This window comes from Pseudomonas poae (genome assembly GCA_028869255.1).
Classification (GTDB): Bacteria; Pseudomonadota; Gammaproteobacteria; order Pseudomonadales; family Pseudomonadaceae; genus Aquipseudomonas; species Aquipseudomonas poae_C.
On record CP110972.1, the window covers coordinates 612,167 to 633,884 of the forward strand.

The 21,718-nt window shown below is 60.3% G+C and carries 14 protein-coding genes and 4 pseudogenes; 10 read left to right on the forward strand and 8 right to left on the reverse strand.

Features of this window, described 5'->3' with window-relative positions; all coding sequences use genetic code 11:
• The first annotated feature begins 11 nt into the window (after positions 1 to 11).
• Together prpF and prpD are read left to right on the forward strand one after the other, a co-directional pair.
• The gene (gene prpF, locus LRS56_02940; protein WDU63530.1) at positions 12 to 1,202 is read left to right on the forward strand and encodes a 2-methylaconitate cis-trans isomerase PrpF; all 1,191 of its coding nucleotides are present in this window, start codon (positions 12 to 14) and stop codon (positions 1,200 to 1,202) included.
• Positions 1,203 to 1,399: 197 nt separating this feature from the next.
• Complete coding sequence (prpD, locus tag LRS56_02945; protein WDU63531.1) at positions 1,400 to 2,884, forward strand: 2-methylcitrate dehydratase; 1,485 nt, start codon at positions 1,400 to 1,402, stop codon at positions 2,882 to 2,884.
• 147 nt (positions 2,885 to 3,031) lie between these two features.
• Here prpD and LRS56_02950 read toward each other — a convergent pair whose 3' ends face one another.
• The 7 genes and pseudogenes from LRS56_02950 to LRS56_02980 all read right to left on the reverse strand — a co-directional run bounded on the left by LRS56_02950 (position 3,032) and on the right by LRS56_02980 (position 11,863).
• A complete protein-coding gene (locus LRS56_02950) occupies positions 3,032 to 4,354 on the reverse strand; it encodes a nitrate/sulfonate/bicarbonate ABC transporter ATP-binding protein (GenBank protein WDU63532.1) in 1,323 nt (440 codons plus the stop codon).
• A gap of 14 nt (positions 4,355 to 4,368) precedes the next feature.
• Positions 4,369 to 6,113 (reverse strand): annotated as a pseudogene (locus LRS56_02955) (ABC transporter permease subunit).
• A gap of 254 nt (positions 6,114 to 6,367) precedes the next feature.
• The gene (locus LRS56_02960) at positions 6,368 to 7,120 is read right to left on the reverse strand and encodes an alanyl-tRNA editing protein (GenBank protein ID WDU63533.1); all 753 of its coding nucleotides are present in this window, start codon (positions 7,118 to 7,120) and stop codon (positions 6,368 to 6,370) included.
• Between the two features lie 2 nt (positions 7,121 to 7,122).
• Positions 7,123 to 8,114: pseudogene (locus LRS56_02965) on the reverse strand (serine O-acetyltransferase).
• 37 nt (positions 8,115 to 8,151) lie between these two features.
• A pseudogene (locus tag LRS56_02970) lies at positions 8,152 to 9,065 on the reverse strand (PLP-dependent cysteine synthase family protein).
• 15 nt (positions 9,066 to 9,080) lie between these two features.
• Positions 9,081 to 10,943, reverse strand: a complete 1,863-nt coding sequence (gene moeB, locus LRS56_02975) for a molybdopterin-synthase adenylyltransferase MoeB (protein ID WDU63534.1) — start codon at positions 10,941 to 10,943, stop codon at positions 9,081 to 9,083.
• Positions 10,944 to 10,969: 26 nt separating this feature from the next.
• A complete protein-coding gene (locus tag LRS56_02980) occupies positions 10,970 to 11,863 on the reverse strand; it encodes an EamA family transporter (GenBank protein ID WDU65684.1) in 894 nt (297 codons plus the stop codon).
• Between the two features lie 160 nt (positions 11,864 to 12,023).
• Between LRS56_02980 and LRS56_02985 the strand changes: the two genes are divergently transcribed.
• On the forward strand, positions 12,024 to 13,466 hold the full coding sequence (locus LRS56_02985; protein WDU63535.1) for a PLP-dependent aminotransferase family protein: 1,443 nt from the start codon (positions 12,024 to 12,026) through the stop codon (positions 13,464 to 13,466).
• Between the two features lie 159 nt (positions 13,467 to 13,625).
• Here the strand turns inward: LRS56_02985 and LRS56_02990 are convergent, their stop codons facing one another.
• Positions 13,626 to 14,444: a kinase/pyrophosphorylase gene (locus LRS56_02990; protein ID WDU63536.1), complete on the reverse strand. Its 819-nt coding sequence runs from the start codon at positions 14,442 to 14,444 to the stop codon at positions 13,626 to 13,628.
• Positions 14,445 to 14,622: 178 nt separating this feature from the next.
• On the opposite strand from LRS56_02990, the gene ppsA reads away from it, so the two are divergent.
• The 7 genes and pseudogenes from ppsA to sigX all read left to right on the forward strand — a co-directional run bounded on the left by ppsA (position 14,623) and on the right by sigX (position 21,640).
• Positions 14,623 to 17,007 (forward strand): phosphoenolpyruvate synthase, encoded by a 2,385-nt coding sequence (gene ppsA / locus LRS56_02995; protein WDU63537.1) that lies wholly within the window; start codon positions 14,623 to 14,625, stop codon positions 17,005 to 17,007.
• Between the two features lie 106 nt (positions 17,008 to 17,113).
• Positions 17,114 to 18,103, forward strand: a complete 990-nt coding sequence (locus LRS56_03000) for an alpha/beta fold hydrolase (GenBank protein WDU63538.1) — start codon at positions 17,114 to 17,116, stop codon at positions 18,101 to 18,103.
• Between the two features lie 187 nt (positions 18,104 to 18,290).
• Positions 18,291 to 18,782, forward strand: a complete 492-nt coding sequence (rraA, locus tag LRS56_03005; protein ID WDU63539.1) for a ribonuclease E activity regulator RraA — start codon at positions 18,291 to 18,293, stop codon at positions 18,780 to 18,782.
• 25 nt (positions 18,783 to 18,807) lie between these two features.
• Positions 18,808 to 19,804: pseudogene (locus LRS56_03010) on the forward strand (zinc transporter ZntB).
• 85 nt (positions 19,805 to 19,889) lie between these two features.
• Positions 19,890 to 20,135: a CrfX protein gene (locus LRS56_03015; GenBank protein WDU63540.1), complete on the forward strand. Its 246-nt coding sequence runs from the start codon at positions 19,890 to 19,892 to the stop codon at positions 20,133 to 20,135.
• 2 nt (positions 20,136 to 20,137) lie between these two features.
• Positions 20,138 to 20,962 (forward strand): mechanosensitive ion channel, encoded by an 825-nt coding sequence (locus LRS56_03020; protein ID WDU63541.1) that lies wholly within the window; start codon positions 20,138 to 20,140, stop codon positions 20,960 to 20,962.
• Between the two features lie 87 nt (positions 20,963 to 21,049).
• The gene (gene sigX / locus LRS56_03025; GenBank protein WDU63542.1) at positions 21,050 to 21,640 is read left to right on the forward strand and encodes an RNA polymerase sigma factor SigX; all 591 of its coding nucleotides are present in this window, start codon (positions 21,050 to 21,052) and stop codon (positions 21,638 to 21,640) included.
• Positions 21,641 to 21,718: the final 78 nt, after the last annotated feature.

Here is a 21,718-nt window from a genome sequence, read left to right on the forward strand (position 1 = left end):
AGAGGATAACCATGGCACACGCAGCGCAAATCAAGATCCCCGCCACCTATATGCGTGGCGGCACCAGCAAGGGTGTATTTTTCAGCCTCCAGGACCTGCCCGCAGCGGCGCAGGTGCCGGGTGCGGCCCGCGATGCCCTGCTGTTGCGGGTGATCGGCAGCCCAGACCCCTATGACAAACAGATCGACGGCATGGGCGGCGCCACGTCGAGCACCAGCAAAACCGTGATCCTCGCCAAAAGCACCCGCGCCGATCACGACGTGGACTACCTGTTCGGCCAGGTCTCCATCGACAAGCCTTTTGTCGACTGGAGCGGCAACTGCGGCAACCTGTTGGCGGCGGTGGGTTCGTTCGCCATCAGCGCCGGCCTGATTGACCCGGCCCGCGTGCCGCACAACGGTGTGGCCGTGGTGCGGGTGTGGCAGGCCAATATCGGCAAGACCATCATCGCCCACGTGCCGATCACCGACGGCGCGGTGCAGGAAACCGGTGACTTCGAGCTCGACGGCGTGACCTTCCCGGCCGCCGAAGTGCAGTTGGAGTTCATCGATCCGGCGGCGGAAGAAGAGGGCGGTGGCGGCTCGATGTTCCCCACCGGCAACCTGATCGACGACCTGCAAGTGCCCGGTGTGGGCACGTTCAGAGCGACGCTGATCAACGCCGGCATCCCGACGATTTTTATCAACGCTGAAGACCTCGGCTACACCGGCACCGAACTGCAAGGCGCGATCAACAGCGACCCCAAGGCACTGGCGATGTTTGAGACCGTACGGGCTTACGGCGCATTGCGCATGGGCCTGATCAAACACCTGGACGAAGCGGCCCAGCGTCAGCACACGCCGAAACTCGCATTTGTGGCCAAACCTGCGGATTACGTAGCCTCCAGTGGCAAGGCGATCAAGGCTGCGGATGTGGATCTGCTGGTGCGCGCACTGTCCATGGGCAAGTTGCACCACGCGATGATGGGCACGGCGGCGGTAGCGATCGGCACGGCGGCGGCGATTTCCGGCACCTTGGTCAACCTCGCAGCCGGTGGCGTGGAGCGCAATGCGGTGCGCTTCGGGCACCCGTCCGGCACCTTGCGCGTCGGCGCGGAGGCGACCCAGGTAAACGGTGAATGGGTGGTGAAAAAAGCCATCATGAGCCGCAGTGCACGTGTATTGATGGAAGGCTTCGTACGCGTCCCCGGCGACGCTTTCTAAGGTCCAACTCCGCACCAATGTGGGAGCGGGCTTGCTCGCGAATGCGGTGGGTCAGTGACATTTCAGTACCTGACACACCGCCTTCGCGAGCAAGCCCGCTCCCACAGGGGATCTTTATTCCAAGGCAGACACTCAAGATCTGCTTTCCAACAACCGTAAGCCCGAGGACTAACCCCAAACCCTTTTGGAGTACTGCCATGAGCGCCAACGTCGACCAGAACAACCGCCCCGACTACGATCAGGTCCTGCAGGACATCGCCGACTATGTCCTCACTTACCGGATCGAGTCCCAGGCCGCACTGGACACCGCCCGCAATTGCCTGATGGACACGTTGGGCTGCGGCCTGCTGGCCCTGCGCTTTCCCGAGTGCACCAAGCACCTTGGGCCCATCGTCGAGGGCACTGTCGTGCCGTTCGGTGCGCGGGTGCCGGGCACCTCGTTGCGCCTGGACCCGGTCAAAGCCGCTTGGGATATCGGCTGCATCGTGCGCTGGCTCGACTACAACGACACCTGGCTCGCGGCTGAATGGGGCCACCCCTCGGATAACCTCGGCGGCATTCTCGCGGTGGCCGATCACCTGTCGCAAAAACGCGTGGCCAACGGCGACGCACCGCTGACCGTGCGCGCCGTGCTGGAAGCGATGATCATGGCCCACGAAATCCAGGGTGTGATTGCCCTGGAAAACTCCTTCAACCGCGTCGGCCTTGACCATGTGCTGCTGGTGAAAGTTGCCTCCACCGCCGTCACCGCCAAGCTGATGGGTGCCAACCGCGAACAGCTGCTGTCGGCGCTGTCCCACGCGTTTGTCGATGGCCAGGCGTTGCGCACTTACCGGCATGCGCCGAACGCGGGCTCGCGCAAATCCTGGGCGGCGGGGGATGCGTCGAGCCGTGGCGTACGCCTGGCGGATATCGCCCTGCGTGGCGAAATGGGCATCCCGGGGGTACTCAGCGCGCCGCAGTGGGGCTTTTACGACGTGCTGTTCAGCCACACCAACAAGGACCTGGCCCTCAAGCCTGAAGACAAACGCGCCTTCAGCCTGGCTCAGCCCTACGGCACCTATGTGATGGAAAACGTGCTGTTCAAGATCAGTTTCCCCGCCGAGTTCCACGCGCAAACTGCCTGCGAAGCAGCGGTAACGTTGCACCCGTTGGTAAAGAATCGCCTGCATGAAATCGAGCGCATCGTGATCACCACCCATGAGTCGGCGATTCGCATCATCTCCAAGGTCGGCCAATTGGCCAATGCCGCCGACCGCGATCACTGCCTGCAATACATGACCGCCGTGCCGTTGGCGTTCGGCAATCTGGTGGCCGAGCAGTACGAAGATGAGTTCCATGCCGCGCACCCGATCATCGATGAATTGCGCGACAAAATGGTCATCGTCGAAGACCCGCGCTACAGCCGCGAATACCTGGAGGCCGACAAGCGCTCCATCGCCAACGCGGTGCAGGTGTTTTTCAAGGATGGCTCCAGCACCGAGCAGGTGGCGGTGGAATACCCGATCGGCCATCGCCGGCGCCGGGGTGATGGGATTTCGTTGCTGGAAGACAAGTTCAAAGCCAACCTGGCCACGCGTTTTACCGCGCAGCGCAGCGGGGAGATTTTTGCACTGTGCAAGGACCCGGCACGGCTTGAGGCCACACCGGTAAATCGGTTTGTGGACCTGTTCGTGATCTAAAAAAACACCACCGCCCCCCTGTGGGAGCGGGCTTGTGTGGGAGCTGGCTTGCCTGCGATAGCATCACCTCGGTGTATCTGAAAGACCGAGTTGTCTGCATCGCAGGCAAGCCAGCTCCCACTCTTGTTCTGTGTGATTCAGACGGGCTTACATACTGCCTTCCACGTCCTCCAGGCTGAACGTCTCGGTGTGATCGTCATACGAAAAAATCTCCGCATAGCGCCCCCACGCCACCACGCTTTCCAGGGTTTTCTGCACAAACGCTTCGGTCATCGAGTCTTCCAGCTCCTGCTCAAAACGCACCCGTGGCGCCCGGTGCCCGCTGCGTTCAAGCAACACTTGATGAATCCGCGCAGCCAGGGGCACGTGGCGGATCAAATGTTCGGCGAACTGGGTTTTGCGTTCCTGGGTGCCGTAGTCGGCGAACAGCTTGCCGGCGTCGGTGAGGGTGATGTCGGCGCCCTTGAGTTCGGCGAAGCCCAAATGCTCAAGCATCTCGGCTACCGGGAACAGGTCGTCGACTTCCAGCAAGCGCCGTTCGGCCACAGTGGGCAAACCGGCGTGGCCGTTGTAGGGCTCGGCGGCCAGGGTTTCGATCAGGCCGGCCATCAGGTTGGTGGACACCTCCGGCAACAGGCTGCCCATTTTAAGCTCCGGCAGGCCGCGGCTGGCATCGGCGCTGCGCCGGTCGGTCATCAGCGCGTAGATGTCGTCGACCATTTGCCGAAAGGTCGGGTCCAGCCGGTTGCGCGGGTGCGCGAACGGCACCTTGATCTCGGCCACCACCCGGCCGGGGTTGGAGGACAGCACCAGGATGCGGTCGCACATCAACACCGCTTCTTCGATGTTGTGGGTCACGATCAGGATCGACTTGATCGGCAGCTGTTTGCCGCTCCACAAATCCAGCAGGTCGGTGCGCAGGGTTTCGGCGGTGAGCACATCCAGCGCGGAGAACGGTTCGTCCATCAGCAACAACGTCGGGTTGACCACCAGCCCACGCGCAAACCCCACACGCTGGCGCATACCGCCGGACAGTTCGCGGGGGTAGGCGTTTTCAAACCCGTCCAGGCCGATCAAGTCGATGGCTGCCAGGGCGCGCCGGCGGGTTTCCTTGCGCTCCACTTGCAGCGCTTGCAGGCCGGCTTCGACGTTTTCCAGCACGGTCAGCCAGGGGAACAGCGCGAAGGTCTGAAATACCATGGCCACCCCTTCAGCCGGGCCGTTCAAGGGCGCGTCGTTGTAGCGTACTTCGCCCGAGGAGGGTTGGATCAGCCCGGCAATAATGCGCAGCAACGTGGACTTGCCCGAGCCGGAGCGGCCGAGCATGCCGACGATTTCGCCTTCGCGCAGGTTAAGGTCCACGCCGCTGAGGACTTGCAGCTCGTCTTTACCTTTGCCGAACACCCGGCTCACGTTTTTCAACGAGTAAATTTGCGGGGTGTCGGCGGCGTGCTCGGTATAGGTAGTCATCACAGCGAGTCCCATCAATTCAGACGAAGTTTGTTTTCAGCCATGGCATACATGGGCCGCCAGACTGCGCGGTTGAACGCCACCACGAAGATCGACATCACCACCACACCCAGGGCGATCTTCGGGAAGTCGCCGGCAGCCGTGGTCTGCGCGATATAGGCGCCCAGCCCGTGGGCGACCACATTGTCCTGGCCCCAGGACACATACTCGGACACGATGCTGGCGTTCCAGGCCCCGCCCGAGGCGGTGATAGCGCCGGTAACGTAATACGGGAAAATCCCCGGCAACATCACCTTGCGCCACCACAGCCAACCGCGAATGCGGAAGTTGGCGGCGGCTTCCTTGAAGTCATTGGGAAAGGCGCTGGCGCCGGCAATCACGTTGAACAGGATGTACCACTGGGTGCCCAGCACGATCAGCGGGCTCAGCCAGATATCCGGGTTGAGCTTGAAGTGCAGGATCACGATCACGAACACCGGGAACAACAGGTTCGCGGGGAACGCCGCGAGGAACTGCGCCAGCGGCTGGATTTTTGCGCAAGCCTTGGGCGCAAGCCGATCATCACGCCCAGCGGCACCCAGATCAGCGAGGCGATCAGGATCAGCCCGACCACACGTAGCAGCGTGATCAGGCCCAGCACAAACACATGGCCTACCTCGGCGAAGGTCACTTCGGTGCCGACGTACTGCACGATGTGATACAGCGCATACGCGGCCAACAGCGCTATCAATGTGCCCCAGACCCGATCAATAACCTTCGAGGCCGCCGGCGTTTCGGCCGGTAGCGCCTTGAGCGCACCGCCGGCCAGGCTGAAGCGCTGGTTGCCGAGGCGGCTGATGGTTCGGGTAATGGGGCGCAGGATGCGCTGGACCATCCGCGTGCGCTGGATCAGGTTCAGCAGCCAGGATTGCGGCGCGGCGCCCTGGGAGGCAGTGGTTTCCATACGGAACTTGTCGGCCCAGGCCACCAGCGGGCGGAACAGGAACTGGTCGTAGATCAGGATCACCACCACCATTGCCAGAATCACATAACCCACCGCGTGCAGGTCTTTCTGGGCAATCGCCAAGGCCAGGTACGAGCCTACGCCTGGCAGGGTGATGGTCTTGTCACCGACGGTGATGGCTTCGGAGGCAACCACGAAAAACCAGCCGCCGGACATGCTCATCATCATGTTCCACACCAGCCCGGGCATGGCGAACGGCACGTCGAGCTTCCAGAATTTCTGCCAGCCGGAAAGGCGCAGGTTGGTCGACACCTCCACCAAGTCATGGGGCAGCATGCGCAGCGACTGGTAAAAGCTGAAGGTCATGTTCCAGGCCTGGCTGGTGAAGATCGCAAAGATCGCCGCGAACTCGGCGCCCAGCACGCGCCCGGGGAACAGCAACAGGAAGAATGTCACCGTAAAGGAGATGTAACCCAGCACCGGCACCGATTGCAGGATGTCGAGCACCGGCACCAGCAGCTTCTCGGCGCGCCGGCTTTTGGCGGCCAGGGTGCCGTACAACAAGGTAAAAACCAGCGCCGCAACCATCGCCGCGAGCATGCGCAAGGTGGTGCGCATTGCGTATTCCGGCAGGTTGGCCGGGTCGAGGGAGATGACTTCGCTTTGCAAGGTAGCGATGGGGGCCCAGGTTTCGCGGGCAGTGATGGAGAAGAACAATAGAAAGCCGATCACCAGTGGCAGGGCGACCAGATCCCAGCGGTTAGGCAGCAGGCGCAGTGTGGAGGCTGGTAGGTAATCGCGGAACACTTTGTTCATAGGCAGTCAGTCCTGCAGCGTTCAGATCCAGGGGCTTGATGGGAATGAGGGTAGCGGCTGCACGAAGACCAACCGAGAGGAGCGGGCGCTGTTTTCGTGAGCCGGGGGCAACGAGGCGTTGCTGACGGGATTGTACGTTTCTGAATGTTACAGGGACATAAATTTGCTGTCAGTTTCCTGTACGAAATGCGCGTTGGGCCTCGACGTTTTTTTCATCGAGGCCCCCTGCTTCGTCACACCGCGTAGCGCCCACACTAGCCCGCATTAGTATCAATCGCTCCCTCAAAGCGCAAAATCACCCGGCGGTTGTGCTTGCTCTTCTTTTCGATTTTCTCGCAGAACACCCGGCCGATTTCCTCGGTGTTGATCACATGGGTGCCGCCACAGGGCTGGATATCAATCCCGCCAATTTCAATCACGCGTACCGAACCCTGGACCACCGGTGGCGCAACCGCCTGGGTGCGGGTGATCTGCAGCAGAGTGGCGTACTCCGACGCGGGCATCGACAGGGTTTTGACCGCATGCGCCTGTTCGATCAGCGCGTTGAGGTCGCGGGTGATGCTGTCCTTGTCCAGGGTCATTTCCGGCAGGTCGAAATCCAGGCGTCCTTTATCCGCGCTGATGCTGCAACCGGTCACCGGCGCGTCGATGATCGAGCACAGCAGGTGCAGGCAGGTGTGCATTTTCATGTGCTGGTAGCGGCGGTCCCAATCAATCTGTGCATCCACCGCAACCCCGGCCGTCAACTGTTCGGGGCAGTGCTGCACCTGGTGCCAGATGATCGAGCGTAGCACCGGGTCGCGCACCGTACCGGTCACTTCAACCTGCGTTCCGTCCTCCAGGGTCAGCTGGCCGGTATCGCCCGGCTGACCGCCGCCCGTGGGGTAAAACAGCGTGTGTTCCAGGGCGATGCCGTGTTCGCTGACGGCAATCACCCGGGCGTTGAACGCGTTCTGGTAGGGCGCACTGTCGAACAGCGCCAGGGTTTCCATGGTGTGTACGGACATGTTCAACCTCCGACGTTGATTGGGCTGGCTTGCAACAAGGAGCGCACCATTGCGCTCAAGCCAGGGGGGAGAGCAGCGTGATTTCAAATTCCGGTCCGCAGACTTTGAGGTTCAGCGGCAGGCGCGGCAGGTGGTTGCCCGACTCGATGCGGTGCAGGCGAAACTGCAGGTGGTGCCGTTCTTTCACCGTGGGCTCCAGCATCAGCCCCTGCAGGGGGTGGAAGTCGGCGTCCAGCACGGTAACCTTGTGGCTGGTGTTGACCTCGCCGACCACATGTAAACGCTCATCCAGCGCAAAGGCGCCGAGGTAGTTGCTGTGGTCCGACTCCTGGTTTTTTTGCAGCTGGATCTGGTTCACCACCTTGACCTTGGTGCCGGCGGGTACGTCCTGGGTGATCACACAGGAGGGGCTGATAAACACGTTGTCACCAATCAGCACATAGCCCAGCACGCGTGCGCCGGAGCCGATTTCGACATTGTTGCCCAGGCGCGGGTGACGCTTGCCGTCGGGGTTGTTCGCGATGCCCCGGGCGCCCAGGGTCACGCCGCAGAGAATGTAGCAGTCGTTGCCGATCTCGCAGGTTTCGCCGATCACCGTGCCGTAGCCGTGGTCCAGCACAAAACGCCGGCCGATGCGCGCCGCCGGGTGAATCTCGGCGCCGGAGAGCACCTTGCCCTGATTGCTGAGTTTGAGGGCGATGCGCGAAAAGATGCCGTTGGTCCGGTCAGGGAAATTCCACACCCGGTGCGCCAGCCGGTAATAGAGCACCGCCTTGAACGAGGCGTATGACTCCAGGATCAGCTCGCCGCGCCCGCGTGATGCCGGGTCGCGGTAGGCATAGGCGATCAGGTCTTCGGCCACGGCTTGCGCGGCATTCTGGATCAGCGGCGCCAGGTGCGGTTCCAGCTGCTTCATCTGCGCGGGCGTGAGGGTTTTGATGAGGTGAGTGAGCAACTCATCGTGCAGCTGTTGCATGTCGATAAAGCCCCCCATGGAGGCACCCCCGCATTCTGGATGGTTGGAAAACCGCCTATTCGAAACTGGGCAGGTAGCTGTCGGCATTGTCGTAAACCAGGGTCAGCACCACCGTTTCGGGCGGTAGTTCGGGGGCGAGCCTGGCGATCGCCACCATATTGGCGGCGGAAGACAGGCCCAGGCTGATGGCGTCGGTGCGCATGATGCGTTTCATCATGTCGATGCATTCCTGGCGCGAGACCTTGAGCATGCCGTCGATCACGTCCAGGTTGAGGATGCTCGGGATCAGGCCGATCGACAGGCCCTGGATATGGTGCGGCGCGTGCTGGTTTTTCAGCAGGTCGCATTCTTCCGGTTCCACGCCCATGACGCGCAGGCCAGGCCAGGCAGCTTTGAGGGTTTCACCGATGCCGGTGATATGGCCGCCAGTGCCGATGCCGCTGACCAAATAGTCCACGCGCCGATCACCAAAGGCGTGCAGGATTTCCCGCGCGGTGGTGTCGCGATGGGTTTGCGGGTTGGCGCCATTGCGTTGCTGGTTGAGCATCACGTAGCTGGGGTTTTCCAGCTGCAGTTCCATGCACTTTTCGCCGTGGGAATTGTTACCAAGGCGGCTGTCCGACAGCACCACCCTGGCGCCGTACAGGCGCAGCAGCTTTGCTTCTCGGGGCTGTAGTTATCCGGGATCACCAGCACCACTTTGTAGCCGAGCACGTTGCCGGCCATCACCAGGCCGATGCCGGTATTGCCGCCGCTGGGTTCGATGATGGTTTGCCCGGAATCGCGGATCAGCACGCCGCGGCGCTCGGCGTCGAGGATCATGCCCAGGGCGATGCGCGACTTGTGGCTACCGCCGGGGTTGAGGGATTCGAGCTTGGCGTAGACCTCGATGCCGAGGTCTTCGGAAAACTGTGCCAGGCGCACGATCGGCGTGTGGCCGATCACCTCGAGAATGGAGTTATGCAACATCATTCAGCCCTCGGCTCAATACAACGGCATGTCGGGTTCGACGTCGCGAACCCAGTGTTTCATGCCGCCTTGCAGGACTTTGGTGTTGGCGAAGCCGGCTGCCAGCAGGGTGCTGGCGGCTTGCTCGGCGCGGGTGCCGGCGTAGCAGATCAGGTAGTGGGTGTTATCCCGGCTGAGGCTGTCGAGCTGCCCGTCCAGTTCGGCCAGGGGGATATGCAGCACGCCCGGCAATTTGCACACCTCCAGTTCGCTGGCGTCGCGCACATCCAGCAGCACGTCGGCGCTGCTATGGTGTTCAAGTACCTGCTTGAGCACCTGGGGCTTGATATAGCGTTCTTCGGCCAGGGACGGCTGGCTCGGCACTGCGTCCGCGCAGGCTGTCGGCGTGAGGGTTTCGCTGTGACGCAACGCGGAGCAGCACGGGCAGTCGGCTCGGCGCTTGAAGCGGATTTCGCTGAATTTCATCGCCAGCGCATCAAAGCGCATCAAGCGCCCGGACAGCGGTTCGCCGATGCCGATCAACAGTTTGATCGCCTCGGTGGCCTGGATCATCCCGACCACGCCCGGCAGCACGCCGATCACCCCACCGGCGCTGCAGTTGGGCGCCAGTTCTGCAGGCGGTGCGCTGGGGAACAGGCAGCGATAGCACGGCCCGCCTTTATGGTTGAGCACGCTGATCTGCCCGTCGAAACGGTAGATGGCGCCGTACACCAAGGGTTTACCGAGTTGCACGCAGGCGTCGTTGACCAGGTAACGGGTGTCGAAATTGTCGGTGCCGTCGATCACCAGGTCATAAGCGCCTACCAGCTTCAACGCGTTGTCGGCATTCAGGGCGGTGTTGTGCGCGTTGATCCGGATATGGCGGTTGAGGTCCTGCAGACGCTGTTTGGCCGACTCGACCTTGGGCATGCCCAGCGTGCTGTTGCCGTGGACGATCTGGCGCTGCAGGTTGCTGCTCTCCACCACATCAAAATCCACCAGCCCCAGGGTGCCGATGCCGGCCGCCGCCAGGTACAGGCTGATGGGCGAGCCCAGGCCGCCGGTGCCGATGATCAGCACCTTGGCTTTCTTGAGGTTCAGTTGGCCTTCGCGGCCGACGCCGGGCAGGGTGATGTGGCGCACATAGCGCTGCACTTCTTCATTGCTCAGGGCATCGACGTCCATGCCGCCGGAGGTGGCGAGCAATACTTCGATCCTGGCTTTTTCCGGCAGGGGCTCATCGGCGTCGATCAGCTCTTCCTCGGCCGTAAACAGGAAGTGTTCCTTGAGCTGGTTGTTCTTTTCGTGGAACAGGTGCGGGCGCAGCTGTGGATGGCTGCTGCAGAGGTTTTCAATGACTTCGCGCAATGTCGATCCGGTGCCCTCAAGGGTCGATTCCGGCAGCTTGGCCACGCGAACCAGAATGTCAGGGAAAGAGACAGCGTTCATGGACAACTCCGTGTGCAGGTCGTTGAAGGGTTGAAGGGCGAAATGCTTGCCATCCCAGGCAAACAGCTTGGAGCCCAGGGCCTGGCCCTGGCGAACGTCGACCACCAGGTAGCTGACGGGGTAGATCGGCTCGCCCATGAACAGCGCCTTGTCCTGGTCTTCATCACTGAAGTAGGCGCCGACATCCGGGTGGGAGTGGTAGATCACCACCACTGGGTTGTTGCTGCGAAACGCCTTGTTCATCAACAGCGTGTCGGCCACCGAGAACGTGTAGCCGTTAGCGGCGCTGCGCGGGTACCTCTCGGGGTGCTTGCGGTGCAGTTCATTCTGGATATTGCTGCCCAGGTACACGCTGCCATCGGCGAAGATGAAACCGCAGCATTCTTCGGGGTAGCTGCGGCTGGCGTGGGCGTAGATCTGTTCCAGGGCGGTGGGGCGGAGGACTTCCATGTTTCTCTCGCAGTGGTGTGAAAGGCTCAATTTTTCTTGGCCAGAAGTTTTTCAACGGGCAATTTGGTGATCGCAAAGCCGGCCAGCAGGACGGCCGAGTACAGCATCAGGTCGCGGGAAATCGCCATGCCTTCGTACCAGGCGCCGATGATCACCGCGAACACCGGGAAGATGATGAACACGAACGACAGGATGATCGGGCTCAAGCGCTTGAGCAGCATGAAATACACGATAAACCCGCCCACCGACGCCACCAGCCCCAGGTAGAACAGCGCGCTCCAGGAACGCAGGGTGATGTCTTCGAAGGCCGGTGTTTCAAACCACAGCCCGGCGATGAACAGCATCAGCCCGGCAATGCCGATGGGCAGGGTGTTGTAGGTGATCACGCTGATGGCACTGCCTTTTTGCTTGGTAATGACGTAGCACAAGGCATGCATGATCGCGGCGGTCAGAATCGCCAATACCCCGAAAAACTCGGCGTGGTCCAGGTGCAGGCCCTGGCTCTTGATAATCATGTAGAGGCTGCCGAAGCCGATACCAATACCGACCACCTGGGAGAAGTAGATGCGTTCGCGCAGGAACAGCGCGGAGAAAATCAGGATGAACACCGGCATGCAGCTGAACAGCAGGGCGGTGAGGCCGGACGACACATGCATCTCGCCGTAGTTGAGCAGGTAATACGGAACGCTGAAGTAGGACAGAGTCACGAATACGAAGAACCAGCGGCTCTCACGCGGAAACAGAATGGGCTCGCGGCGCACCATGGCAAAACACAGGAACAGCGGGAAAGCGATCAGGAAACGCAGGCCGGCGGAGGTCAGCGGCGGCACGCTCTCCACGGCAATTTTGATCCCCAGCCAAGTGGTGCCCCAACTCAGGCACACGATCAGGAACATCACGCTGGTCACCAGGCCGGCCAACCACTGTTTCTGGTTTTTTGTTTTAGCGGTGTTTTCGAGAACGGCGGACATTGGCATCGTTTATTGCTTCCCTGAGCCGAAATTGAACTCTATATTGAGCTTGTAATGAGTTGTAAAATCCGGCGATTGAACCCGTAAAAGCACACTATTAGGGCGAAAGATGGCTGTCAAAACAAATATTGACATGGTGTCAATTATGCGTGAGGGGTTGTCCAACGGGCAGGGCGTGAAGTACAAGCGCCTGTCCGACGTCATGGAGCGGGGCATCCTTGAAGGCTTGATTGAACCGGGAAGAAAACTGCCGCCCCATCGGGTGCTTTCCGACAATCTTGGCGTGACCATCGGCACCATCAGCCGGGCCTACGGCGAGCTGGAACGCCTGGGGTTGGTAGTGGCGCGGGTCGGTGACGGCACGTTCGTGCGCAAGCGTGGGATGGAGCGCCAGCGTGATGAAGGCTTTCGCAACTTCAGCGAGGAGCCGCGCCAGTACTTCGACATGAGCCGCAACATGCATATCCCGGGGCAGGAAACGGCCTTTCTGGCGCAGAGTTTTCAAACCCTGTCGAACAACGCCAAATTCCTCCAGGACATCAGTGCCTATACCCCGGATGCCGGCCTGCCGCGCTACCGTGACGCGGGTGCGCAGTGGCTGGTGCAGCGTGATTTTCATCCGATTCCCGAACAAGTCATCTGCGTCAATGGCGGCCAGCATGGCCTACTCTGCGCGATGATGGCGTTGCTGCGGGCCGGCGATACGGTGGTCACCGAACAACTGACCTACCCCGGGCTGATCACCGCCGCGCGCATGCTGGGTGTGCGGCTGATCGGCCTGGAGATGGACGAGGAAGGTGTACTGCCGAGTGCGCTGGATGAAATCTGTCGTAATCACCGGGTTTCCGCGCTGTATTGCACGCCGACCATCCAGAACCCGACCACCGCGGTGTTATCGGTGGCGCGCCGCGAGGCGCTGGTCAAGGTGTGCCGGGAACACAATCTGCTGATTCTTGAGGACGAAGCCCACGGTGTATTGGTCGAAGACCGACCTCCGCCCCTCAGCCATTTCGCCCCCGAACGTACGATTTTGATCAGTAGCCTGAGCAAAGCGGTGTCGGCCGGGCTGCGGGTGGGTTATGTGCATGCGCCGCCGGCGTTGGTCAGCCGTATTTCGGCAGCCCTGCGTTCGACCTGCTGGATGGCCACGCCCGTCACCCTTGAGCTGGCCACCCAGTGGATCGAAAACGGCACGGCGGAATACTTGTTGCGCCAGCAGATCAATGAGATCAGCCGGCGTAAGGCGCTGGTGCAGGATTTGCTGGCCGGCCTTGCCTACCGCACTCATCTGAACAGCCCACACTTCTGGATTGAAGTGCCGGAGCCGTGGCGTGCGTCGGAAATCGAGGCGGAACTCAAGCAGAACAATTACCTGATCGCCACCGCCGAGGCGTTTGCCGTGGGGCAGACGGCGGTGCCGCAGTTTATCCGGGCGAGTATCTGCAATACCTCAGGCGATGATCAGTTGTTGCGGGCCGGGTTTGATGCGCTGGCGACGGCGTTGGGGCAGGGGGTGGGCGGTTTCACCTGTAAATGTCGAGCCTTCAGGTGATGGGCTTTTTGTGGCGAGCGGGCTTGCCCGCGTTGGGCGGCGAAGCAGTCCCAAAATTCTGGGAGCGCTTCGCACTCCAACGCGGGCAAGCCCGCTCGCCACAACAGCCCGCTCGCCACAGCAAGCCTGCTCTGCATAATCAATCTGCGACTCGGCTCACTACTTGAATCTACGCTCCACGCCTTTCTCCACCAGAATCTTCGCCGATATCTCTTCCACCGAAAAATGCGTGGAATTGATGTGCGCAATATTCTCGCGCCGGAACAGATTTTCCACTTCGCGTACTTCGAACTCGCACTGGGCATAGCTGGAGTAGCGGCTGTTGGGCTTGCGTTCGTTGCGGATCGCGGTCAGGCGGTCGGGGTCGATGGTCAGGCCGAACAGCTTGTGCGAATGCGCACGCAGCGCGGCCGGCAGGGTGAGGTGCTCCATGTCGTCTTCGGTCAACGGGTAGTTGGCCGCACGGATACCGAATTGCATGGCCATGTACAGACAGGTGGGCGTTTTGCCGCAGCGCGACACGCCCACCAGGATCAGATCGGCCTTGTCGTAGTAGTGGGTGCGGGCGCCATCGTCGTTATCGAGGGCGAAGTTCACCGCTTCGATCCGCTCCATATAGTTGGAGTTATGACCAATGGAATGGGACTTTCCTACGGAATAAGAGGAGTGTTCACTCAACTCCTGCTCCAGCGGCGCCAGGAAGGTCGAGAAAATGTCGATCATGAAACCATTGGAGGTTGCGAGGATCTCACGGATGTCTTGATTGACGATGGTGTCGAAAATGATCGGCCGAAAGCCGTCTTTTTCAGCCGCCAGATTGATTTGTTGTACCATGGCCCGCGCTTTATCCACGCTGTCGATATAGGGCCGTGTGAATTTGGCGAAGGTAATGTTTTCGAACTGCGCGAGCAGGCTTTGGCCCAATGTTTCGGCTGTAATGCCGGTGCCGTCGGAGATAAAGAAAGCAGATCGTTTCATTTGAGCCCTGGGCCTTAAGCTGATGGCGAATCTTGGATATGATAGGCGCGATTTTGCCGTCCCGCAGTGGGCCGCATTCTCACTTATTTTCCAGGTCCAGGCCACAAGCGCTGGCGTTAGCTCCTACTGAGCAGCCGGCGTCCTGAGCTTTTCCAACACAGAAAGTGGAGAGATCACCTTGGTAGAGTACGTAGTTTCCCTCGATAAGCTCGGCGTCCATGATGTAGAGCACGTAGGGGGCAAGAACGCATCCCTCGGCGAGATGATCAGTAATCTTGCAGGCGCTGGTGTGTCGGTGCCGGGTGGTTTCGCCACCACGGCCCAGGCTTACCGCGATTTTCTCGAACTGAGCGGCCTCAATGCTCAGATCCACGCCGCGCTGGACGCTCTGGACGCTCTGGACGTCGATGACGTCAATGCCCTGGCCAAGACCGGCAGCCAGATCCGCCAATGGATCATGGACGCCGAGTTCCCCGAGAAGCTCAACGAAGAAATCCGCACCGCCTTTGCCACGCTGTCTGCCGGCAACCCGGACATGGCCGTCGCCGTGCGCTCCTCGGCCACCGCTGAAGACTTGCCCGACGCCTCCTTCGCCGGCCAGCAGGAAACCTTCCTGAATATCCGCGGCGTGGAAAACGTGATCCGCGCAGCCAAGGAAGTGTTCGCCTCGCTGTTCAACGATCGCGCCATTTCCTACCGTGTTCACCAGGGGTTCGACCACAAGCTGGTGGCCCTGTCTGCCGGCGTGCAGCGCATGGTGCGTTCGGAAACCGGCACCGCCGGCGTGATGTTCACTCTGGATACCGAATCGGGCTTCCGTGACGTGGTGTTTATCACCGGCGCCTACGGCCTGGGCGAAACCGTCGTACAAGGCGCGGTCAACCCCGACGAATTCTACGTCCACAAACACACCCTTGAGGCCGGCCGCCCGGCCATCCTGCGCCGCAACCTGGGCAGCAAGGCGATCAAGATGATCTACGGCGACGAGGCCAAGGCCGGTCGCTCGGTGAAAACCGTTGACGTCGACAAGGCCGAGCGTGCGCGTTTCTGCCTGACCGACGCTGAAGTCAGTGAATTGGCCAAACAAGCGATGATCATCGAAAAGCACTACAAGTGCCCGATGGACATCGAATGGGCCAAGGACGGTGACGACGGCAAGCTGTATATCGTGCAAGCGCGTCCGGAAACCGTGAAGAGCCGCACCTCGGCCAACGTCATGGAGCGTTACCTGCTGAAAGAAACCGGCACCGTGCTGGTTGAAGGCCGCGCCATCGGCCAGCGCATCGGCGCAGGCAAGGTACGGATCATCAAGGACGTGTCCGAAATGGACAAAGTCCAGCCCGGCGACGTATTGGTCTCCGACATGACCGACCCCGACTGGGAGCCGGTAATGAAGCGTGCCAGCGCCATCGTCACCAACCGTGGCGGGCGCACCTGCCACGCGGCGATCATCGCCCGTGAGCTGGGGATTCCGGCAGTCGTCGGGTGCGGCAATGCCACTCAGCTGTTGAAAGACGGTCAGGGTGTGACCGTGTCCTGCGCCGAAGGCGACACCGGTTTCATCTTCGAAGGTGAGCTGGGCTTCGATATCAAGCAGAACTCCATCGACGCCATGCCGGACCTGCCGTTCAAAATCATGATGAACGTCGGCAACCCGGACCGCGCCTTCGACTTCGCGCAGTTGCCGAACGCCGGTGTGGGCCTGGCCCGCCTGGAGTTCATCATCAACCGCATGATCGGCGTGCACCCCAAGGCCCTGCTGAACTACGACAGCCTGCCGCTGGATATCAAGGAAAGCGTCGACAAACGCATCGCCGGCTACAACGACCCAGTGGGCTTCTATGTCGAGAAACTGGTGGAAGGCATCAGCACCCTGGCGGCGGCGTTCTACCCGAAAAAGGTCATCGTGCGCCTGTCGGACTTCAAGTCCAACGAATACGCCAACCTGATCGGCGGCAAGCTCTACGAGCCGGAAGAAGAAAACCCGATGCTGGGCTTCCGTGGCGCCTCGCGTTACATCAGCGAAGCTTTCCGTGACTGCTTCGAACTCGAGTGCCGCGCCCTCAAGCGCGTGCGCAACGAGATGGGCCTGACCAACGTCGAAATCATGGTGCCATTCGTGCGTACCCTGGGCGAGGCGAGCCAGGTGGTGGACCTGCTGGCTGAAAACGGCCTGTCCCGTGGTGAGAACGGCCTGCGCGTGATCATGATGTGCGAGCTGCCGTCCAACGCGATCCTGGCTGAAGAGTTCCTGGAATTCTTCGACGGTTTCTCCATCGGCTCCAACGACTTGACCCAGCTGACCCTAGGCCTGGACCGCGACTCCGGGATCATCGCGCACCTGTTCGACGAGCGTAACCCTGCGGTCAAGAAGCTGCTGGCCAACGCCATCCAGGCGTGTAATAAGGCTGGCAAGTACATCGGCATCTGCGGTCAAGGCCCTTCCGATCATCCGGACCTGGCCAAATGGCTGATGGAGCAGGGTATCGAAAGCGTTTCGCTGAACCCCGATTCCGTGCTGGAAACCTGGTTCTTCCTGGCGGAAGGCCAAGCGTCCGCCTAAGGTCGACACGTCCAAAGTGCCGGTCACCCGTTGCGGATGGCCGGCATTCTTATCTGTACAGGGCGGAACTCCCTCCGGACGCCGCCCTTTTTTGTGCAAGAGCATTATGCAAAGCAGTAGCAACCTGTTTCCCGTCGCCCTGATCAGCGCTGAACGTCGTGGCGACCTGAGTGAAGATGTGTACCGCCTCAAACCCGGTAACAGCCCTGACGGCACCGTCGAGCTGGCGGTTACCCGTTTGGGCCTGGCTGATGTCCCGGAAAACCGGGGCATCCCGATCATTTTGTTGCATGGCAGCTTTTCCAATCGGCGCTTCTGGTACTCGCCCAAGGGCATCGGGCTGGGTGCCTACCTGGCGCGCCAGGGCTTTGATGTATGGATCCCGGAAATGCGTGGGCATGGTCTGTCCAAGCGCAATCAGGACTACACCAAAAATCGCGTCGCCGACTATGCGCGGTACGACTTGCCGGCCATTGGCGCATTTGTGCGCGAGCAAAGTGCGCAAATCCCCCACTGGCTCGGGCATTCTTTGGGCGGCACCGCCCTGGCAGCGGCCCTCGGTGGTCAGCACCTTGGCGCGCCGGCGGTGGCTTCTGTGGCGCTGTTTGGCTGTCAGGTCAGCCGCACCCACTGGCCGTTGAAAATTCCGCCGGTGGAGTGGACCGGCCGCTTGCTGCTGAAGCGTTTCGGGGAAGTCTCCGGCTCGCGGCTCAAGCGCGGCCCGGAAGACGAACCGGCGGGCGTAATGATCGAGGCCATGCGCTGGAACGGCCTGTTCGGGCGCTTTGGCGATGGCAAGCAGGACTGGTGGAAAGGCCTGGCAGACGTCGATGTGCCGTTGTTGGCGGTCAGCGCCGCCGGCGACCACCAGGACCCCGACTGGGCGTGCCGCAAGCTGTTCGAGCAAGTCGGATCCGAGCACCGTCAATACCTGTGCCTGGGCCGCCAGCAAGGGTTTACCGAGGATTTCGGGCACGTGGAAATGCTGGTCAGCAAAGCCGCACAGGTTCAAGTGTGGCCGTTGGTGGCGCAGTGGCTGAAAGATCCGCTGACACCATTGTTCGGTGCCGCGCCCGAGGTGATGGCCACGGTGTGAGGCAGCGCTCTGCCAGGGGCGTTTCGCTCGTGTGAGGTTGCGGCTAAGATATGACGCGTTAAACGCTTCTGGTCATATTCAGTCGCGCAGTGGCTATTGCGTTACGACGATGCTGATGGGATGTTTCGCACCTGCATTGCCCGCGCTTCTTTCGAAAGACACTTCTTTGACGCAAAGGAATTTTTCAATGAACCATTACGTGACCCCCGACCTGTGCGACGCCTATCCGGACCTGGTGCAGGTGCTCGAACCGATGTTCAGCAATTTCGGCGGCCGAGACTCCTTCGGCGGCGAGATTGTCACTATCAAGTGTTTCGAGGATAACTCCCTGGTCAAGGAGCAGGCCGACCAGCCGGGCGCCGGCAAGGTGTTGGTGGTCGACGGTGGTGGTTCCCTGCGGCGCGCCCTGCTCGGCGATATGATCGCCGAGAAAGCCGCAAAAAACGGTTGGGAAGGGCTGGTGATCTACGGCTGCATCCGTGATGTCGACGTGATCGCCCAGACCGATCTGGGGGTGCAGGCCCTGGCCAGCCACCCGATGAAGACCGACAAGCGCGGCATCGGCGACCTGAACGTAGTGGTTACCTTTGCCGGCGTGACGTTCCGCCCGGGTGAATACATCTATGCCGACAATAATGGCGTGATCGTGTCGCCCAGCCCGCTGAAAATGCCTGAATAAACCGCAATAGACGACAGGAGTAGGGATGTTCGAGGAAGAAAACGCGCAATGGGGGCTGGTGCATGCCCTGGTGCTGGATGGTAAAGGCGGTGCGCGTTCGATTGCCCGGACAGAGCTCGACCAATTGCAGTTGCAGCCCCAGGAAAGCCTGTGGCTGCACTGGGATCGCAGCCATCCGCAAACTCAGACCTGGTTGCGCAAATCCAGTGGTTTGAGCGAGTTTGCCTGTGATCTGCTGCTGGAGGAGAACACCCGCCCGCGGCTGTTGCCATTGCCGGACGCCGAATTGCTGCTGTTTCTGCGCGGGGTCAATCTCAACCCGGGTGCCGAGCCGGAAGACATGGTCTCGGTGCGTATCTTTGCCGCCGCCAGCCGCGTTATTTCCTTGCGTTTGCGCCCGCTGCGCGCCACCGATGAGCTGTTGGTGCAGTTGGCAGACGGCAAAGGGCCGAAAACTGCATCGGAACTCATCCTTTATATGGCGCAGTACCTGACCAATAAGGTCCAGGACCCTGGTGACCGATCTGTCCGAAATCGTCGATGCGGAGGAAGAAAAACTCGATACCGACGAACGGTATACGCCGGAGCATGGCAGCGTTTTGCAGATCCGTCGTCGAGCGGCCGGGCTCAAGCGTTTTCTGTCACCGCAGAGGGATATTTTTGCCCAGCTCACACGGATAAAATTGCCGTGGTTTTGTGATGACGACGCCGACTATTGGAACGAACTGAACAACAGCCTGACCCGTTACCTGGAAGAGCTGGAATTGACTCGGGAGCGCGTGGGGCTTGTGCTTGAGGCCGAAGACCGGCGCTTGAGCGTACGCATGAACCGCACCATGTACCGCTTCGGGATTATCACCGGGATCTTTCTGCCGATGAGTTTTCTGACCGGCCTGCTTGGCATCAACGTGGGCGGCATACCGTTCTCTGCGAGCCCCTACGGGTTCGTGATTGCGTGCCTGTTGATGGTGTCGGTCGCCCTCGGACAATGGTGGCTATTTCGACGATTGCGCTGGGTTTGAGCTGAATATGACCTGAACGCAAGTAGGGTCCATGTGACCCCAGGAATTTTACCCTCGTCTTTTAAAACACTTGCGAGAGGTCTTTATGCACGATCCGTTCGAACAGTCTTTGCGTGACATGCTCAATGCTTCGCCGTCCAACCGTGACGACGATGCCTGCCTGGGCCGCGTGTTGAAAACCGCCAACCGTCAGGTGGGGGCGGGTGACTTGTTCGGTCTGCTCGGCCGCTGGGTGCCGGCGTTGATGATGGCCCTGAACAATGGTTCGGCCCACGTATCGCCTGTTTCCCGTCGTAAACCTCTTGCTCGTACTGCTGATAAGGCTGATTGAATATGGAACTTGATCTCTGGACCCAGAGCCTGGTCACCGCGATGACCGCATTGTGGACCAAGGTGGCGAATTTCATTCCCAACCTGTTTGGTGCTCTGGTACTGGTGCTGCTGGGCTTTGTCGTGGCCAAGCTGCTCGATACGCTGTTGTCGAAATTGCTCGCAAAACTCGGCCTCGATCGCCTGATGGCAGGCACTGGCCTGACCAAGCTTTTGGGACGTGCCGGGTTGCAGGTGCCGATCTCCACATTGATCGGCAAGATAGTTTATTGGTTTGTTTTGCTGATTTTTCTGGTTTCTGCGGCTCAATCCCTTGGACTTGAGCGAGTTTCAGCTACGCTCGACATGCTGGCGCTGTATTTGCCGAAGGTTTTCGGTGGCGCGCTGGTACTGCTGGTAGGCGTGTTGCTGGCGCAACTGGCCAATGGCCTGGTGCGCGGCGCCGCCGAAGGCGTGGGGCTGGACTATGCTGCCGGCTTGGGGCGAATCGCCCAAGGGCTGGTGATCATCATCAGTATTTCGGTCGCGATCAGCCAGTTGGAGGTCAAAACCGACCTGCTCAACCATGTGATTGTGATTGTTTTGATTACCGTTGGTCTGGCCGTTGCGCTGGCAATGGGGTTGGGAAGCCGGGAAATTGCCGGGCAGATTCTTGCGGGAATCTATGTGCGTGAGCTGTATCAGGTAGGGCAACAGGTGCGTATCGGCGAGGTCGAAGGGCAAATCGAGGAGATCGGCACAGTCAAGACGACGGTGCTGACCGATGATGGCGACCTGGTGTCGTTGTCCAATCGGATTCTCCTCGAGCAGCAGGTCAGTAGCCGCTAACCCGGCAAACCCTGCTAATGTACGCCGCCGCAAACCCGACTGACCGGGCTGTAGCGGACATTGACCTGACTGTCGGCACGACTTGTTTTGAATAAAGCCCAAACGCTGTCCACGCGCTATGACCCCCGTGAGCTCTCTGATGAGGAGTTGGTCGCGCGCTCGCACACGGAGCTGTTTCACGTAACTCGCGCGTACGAAGAATTGATGCGCAGATATCAACGCACTTTGTTCAACGTTTGTTCAAGGTATTTAGGGAACGATAGAGATGCGGATGATGTCTGTCAGGAAGTGATGCTCAAGGTGTTGTACGGCCTCAAGAACTTCGAGGGCAAATCGAAGTTCAAAACCTGGCTCTACAGCATCACGTACAACGAGTGCATCACGCAGTATCGGAAGGAACGGCGAAAGCGTCGCTTGATGGATGCTTTGAGTCTTGACCCCCTTGAGGAGGCGTCTGAAGAAAAGGCGCCGGCACCCGAGGAGAAGGGCGGACTTGATCGCTGGTTGGTGCATGTGAACCCGATTGACCGGGAAATTCTGGTGCTACGATTTGTCGCAGAGCTGGAATTTCAGGAAATCGCTGACATCATGCACATGGGTTTGAGTGCTACAAAAATGCGTTACAAACGTGCTCTAGATAAATTACGTGAGAAATTTGCGGGCGAGACTGAAACTTAGTGCGTGGCAAATATCTCTTACGTGTAGGCAAGTTCTGTTAGACTTGTCGCCGAGTTGTCCCCCGGTTTGTGGGACTGC

Bases quoted from the DNA above. Each gene is read 5' to 3' on its own strand.
- LRS56_03020 (WDU63541.1), top strand. From the start codon at position 20,138: ATGGAACTTGATCTCTGGACCCAGAGCCTGGTCACCGCGATGACCGCA.
- LRS56_03000 (WDU63538.1), top strand. From the start codon at position 17,114: ATGCAAAGCAGTAGCAACCTGTTTCCCGTCGCCCTGATCAGCGCTGAA.
- LRS56_02960 (WDU63533.1), bottom strand. From the start codon at position 7,120: ATGTCCGTACACACCATGGAAACCCTGGCGCTGTTCGACAGTGCGCCC.
- LRS56_02950 (WDU63532.1), bottom strand. From the start codon at position 4,354: ATGACTACCTATACCGAGCACGCCGCCGACACCCCGCAAATTTACTCG.
- prpF (WDU63530.1), top strand. From the start codon at position 12: ATGGCACACGCAGCGCAAATCAAGATCCCCGCCACCTATATGCGTGGC.
- moeB (WDU63534.1), bottom strand. From the start codon at position 10,943: ATGGAAGTCCTCCGCCCCACCGCCCTGGAACAGATCTACGCCCACGCC.
- LRS56_02985 (WDU63535.1), top strand. From the start codon at position 12,024: ATGGCTGTCAAAACAAATATTGACATGGTGTCAATTATGCGTGAGGGG.
- prpD (WDU63531.1), top strand. From the start codon at position 1,400: ATGAGCGCCAACGTCGACCAGAACAACCGCCCCGACTACGATCAGGTC.
- LRS56_02990 (WDU63536.1), bottom strand. From the start codon at position 14,444: ATGAAACGATCTGCTTTCTTTATCTCCGACGGCACCGGCATTACAGCC.
- rraA (WDU63539.1), top strand. From the start codon at position 18,291: ATGAACCATTACGTGACCCCCGACCTGTGCGACGCCTATCCGGACCTG.
- LRS56_03015 (WDU63540.1), top strand. From the start codon at position 19,890: ATGCACGATCCGTTCGAACAGTCTTTGCGTGACATGCTCAATGCTTCG.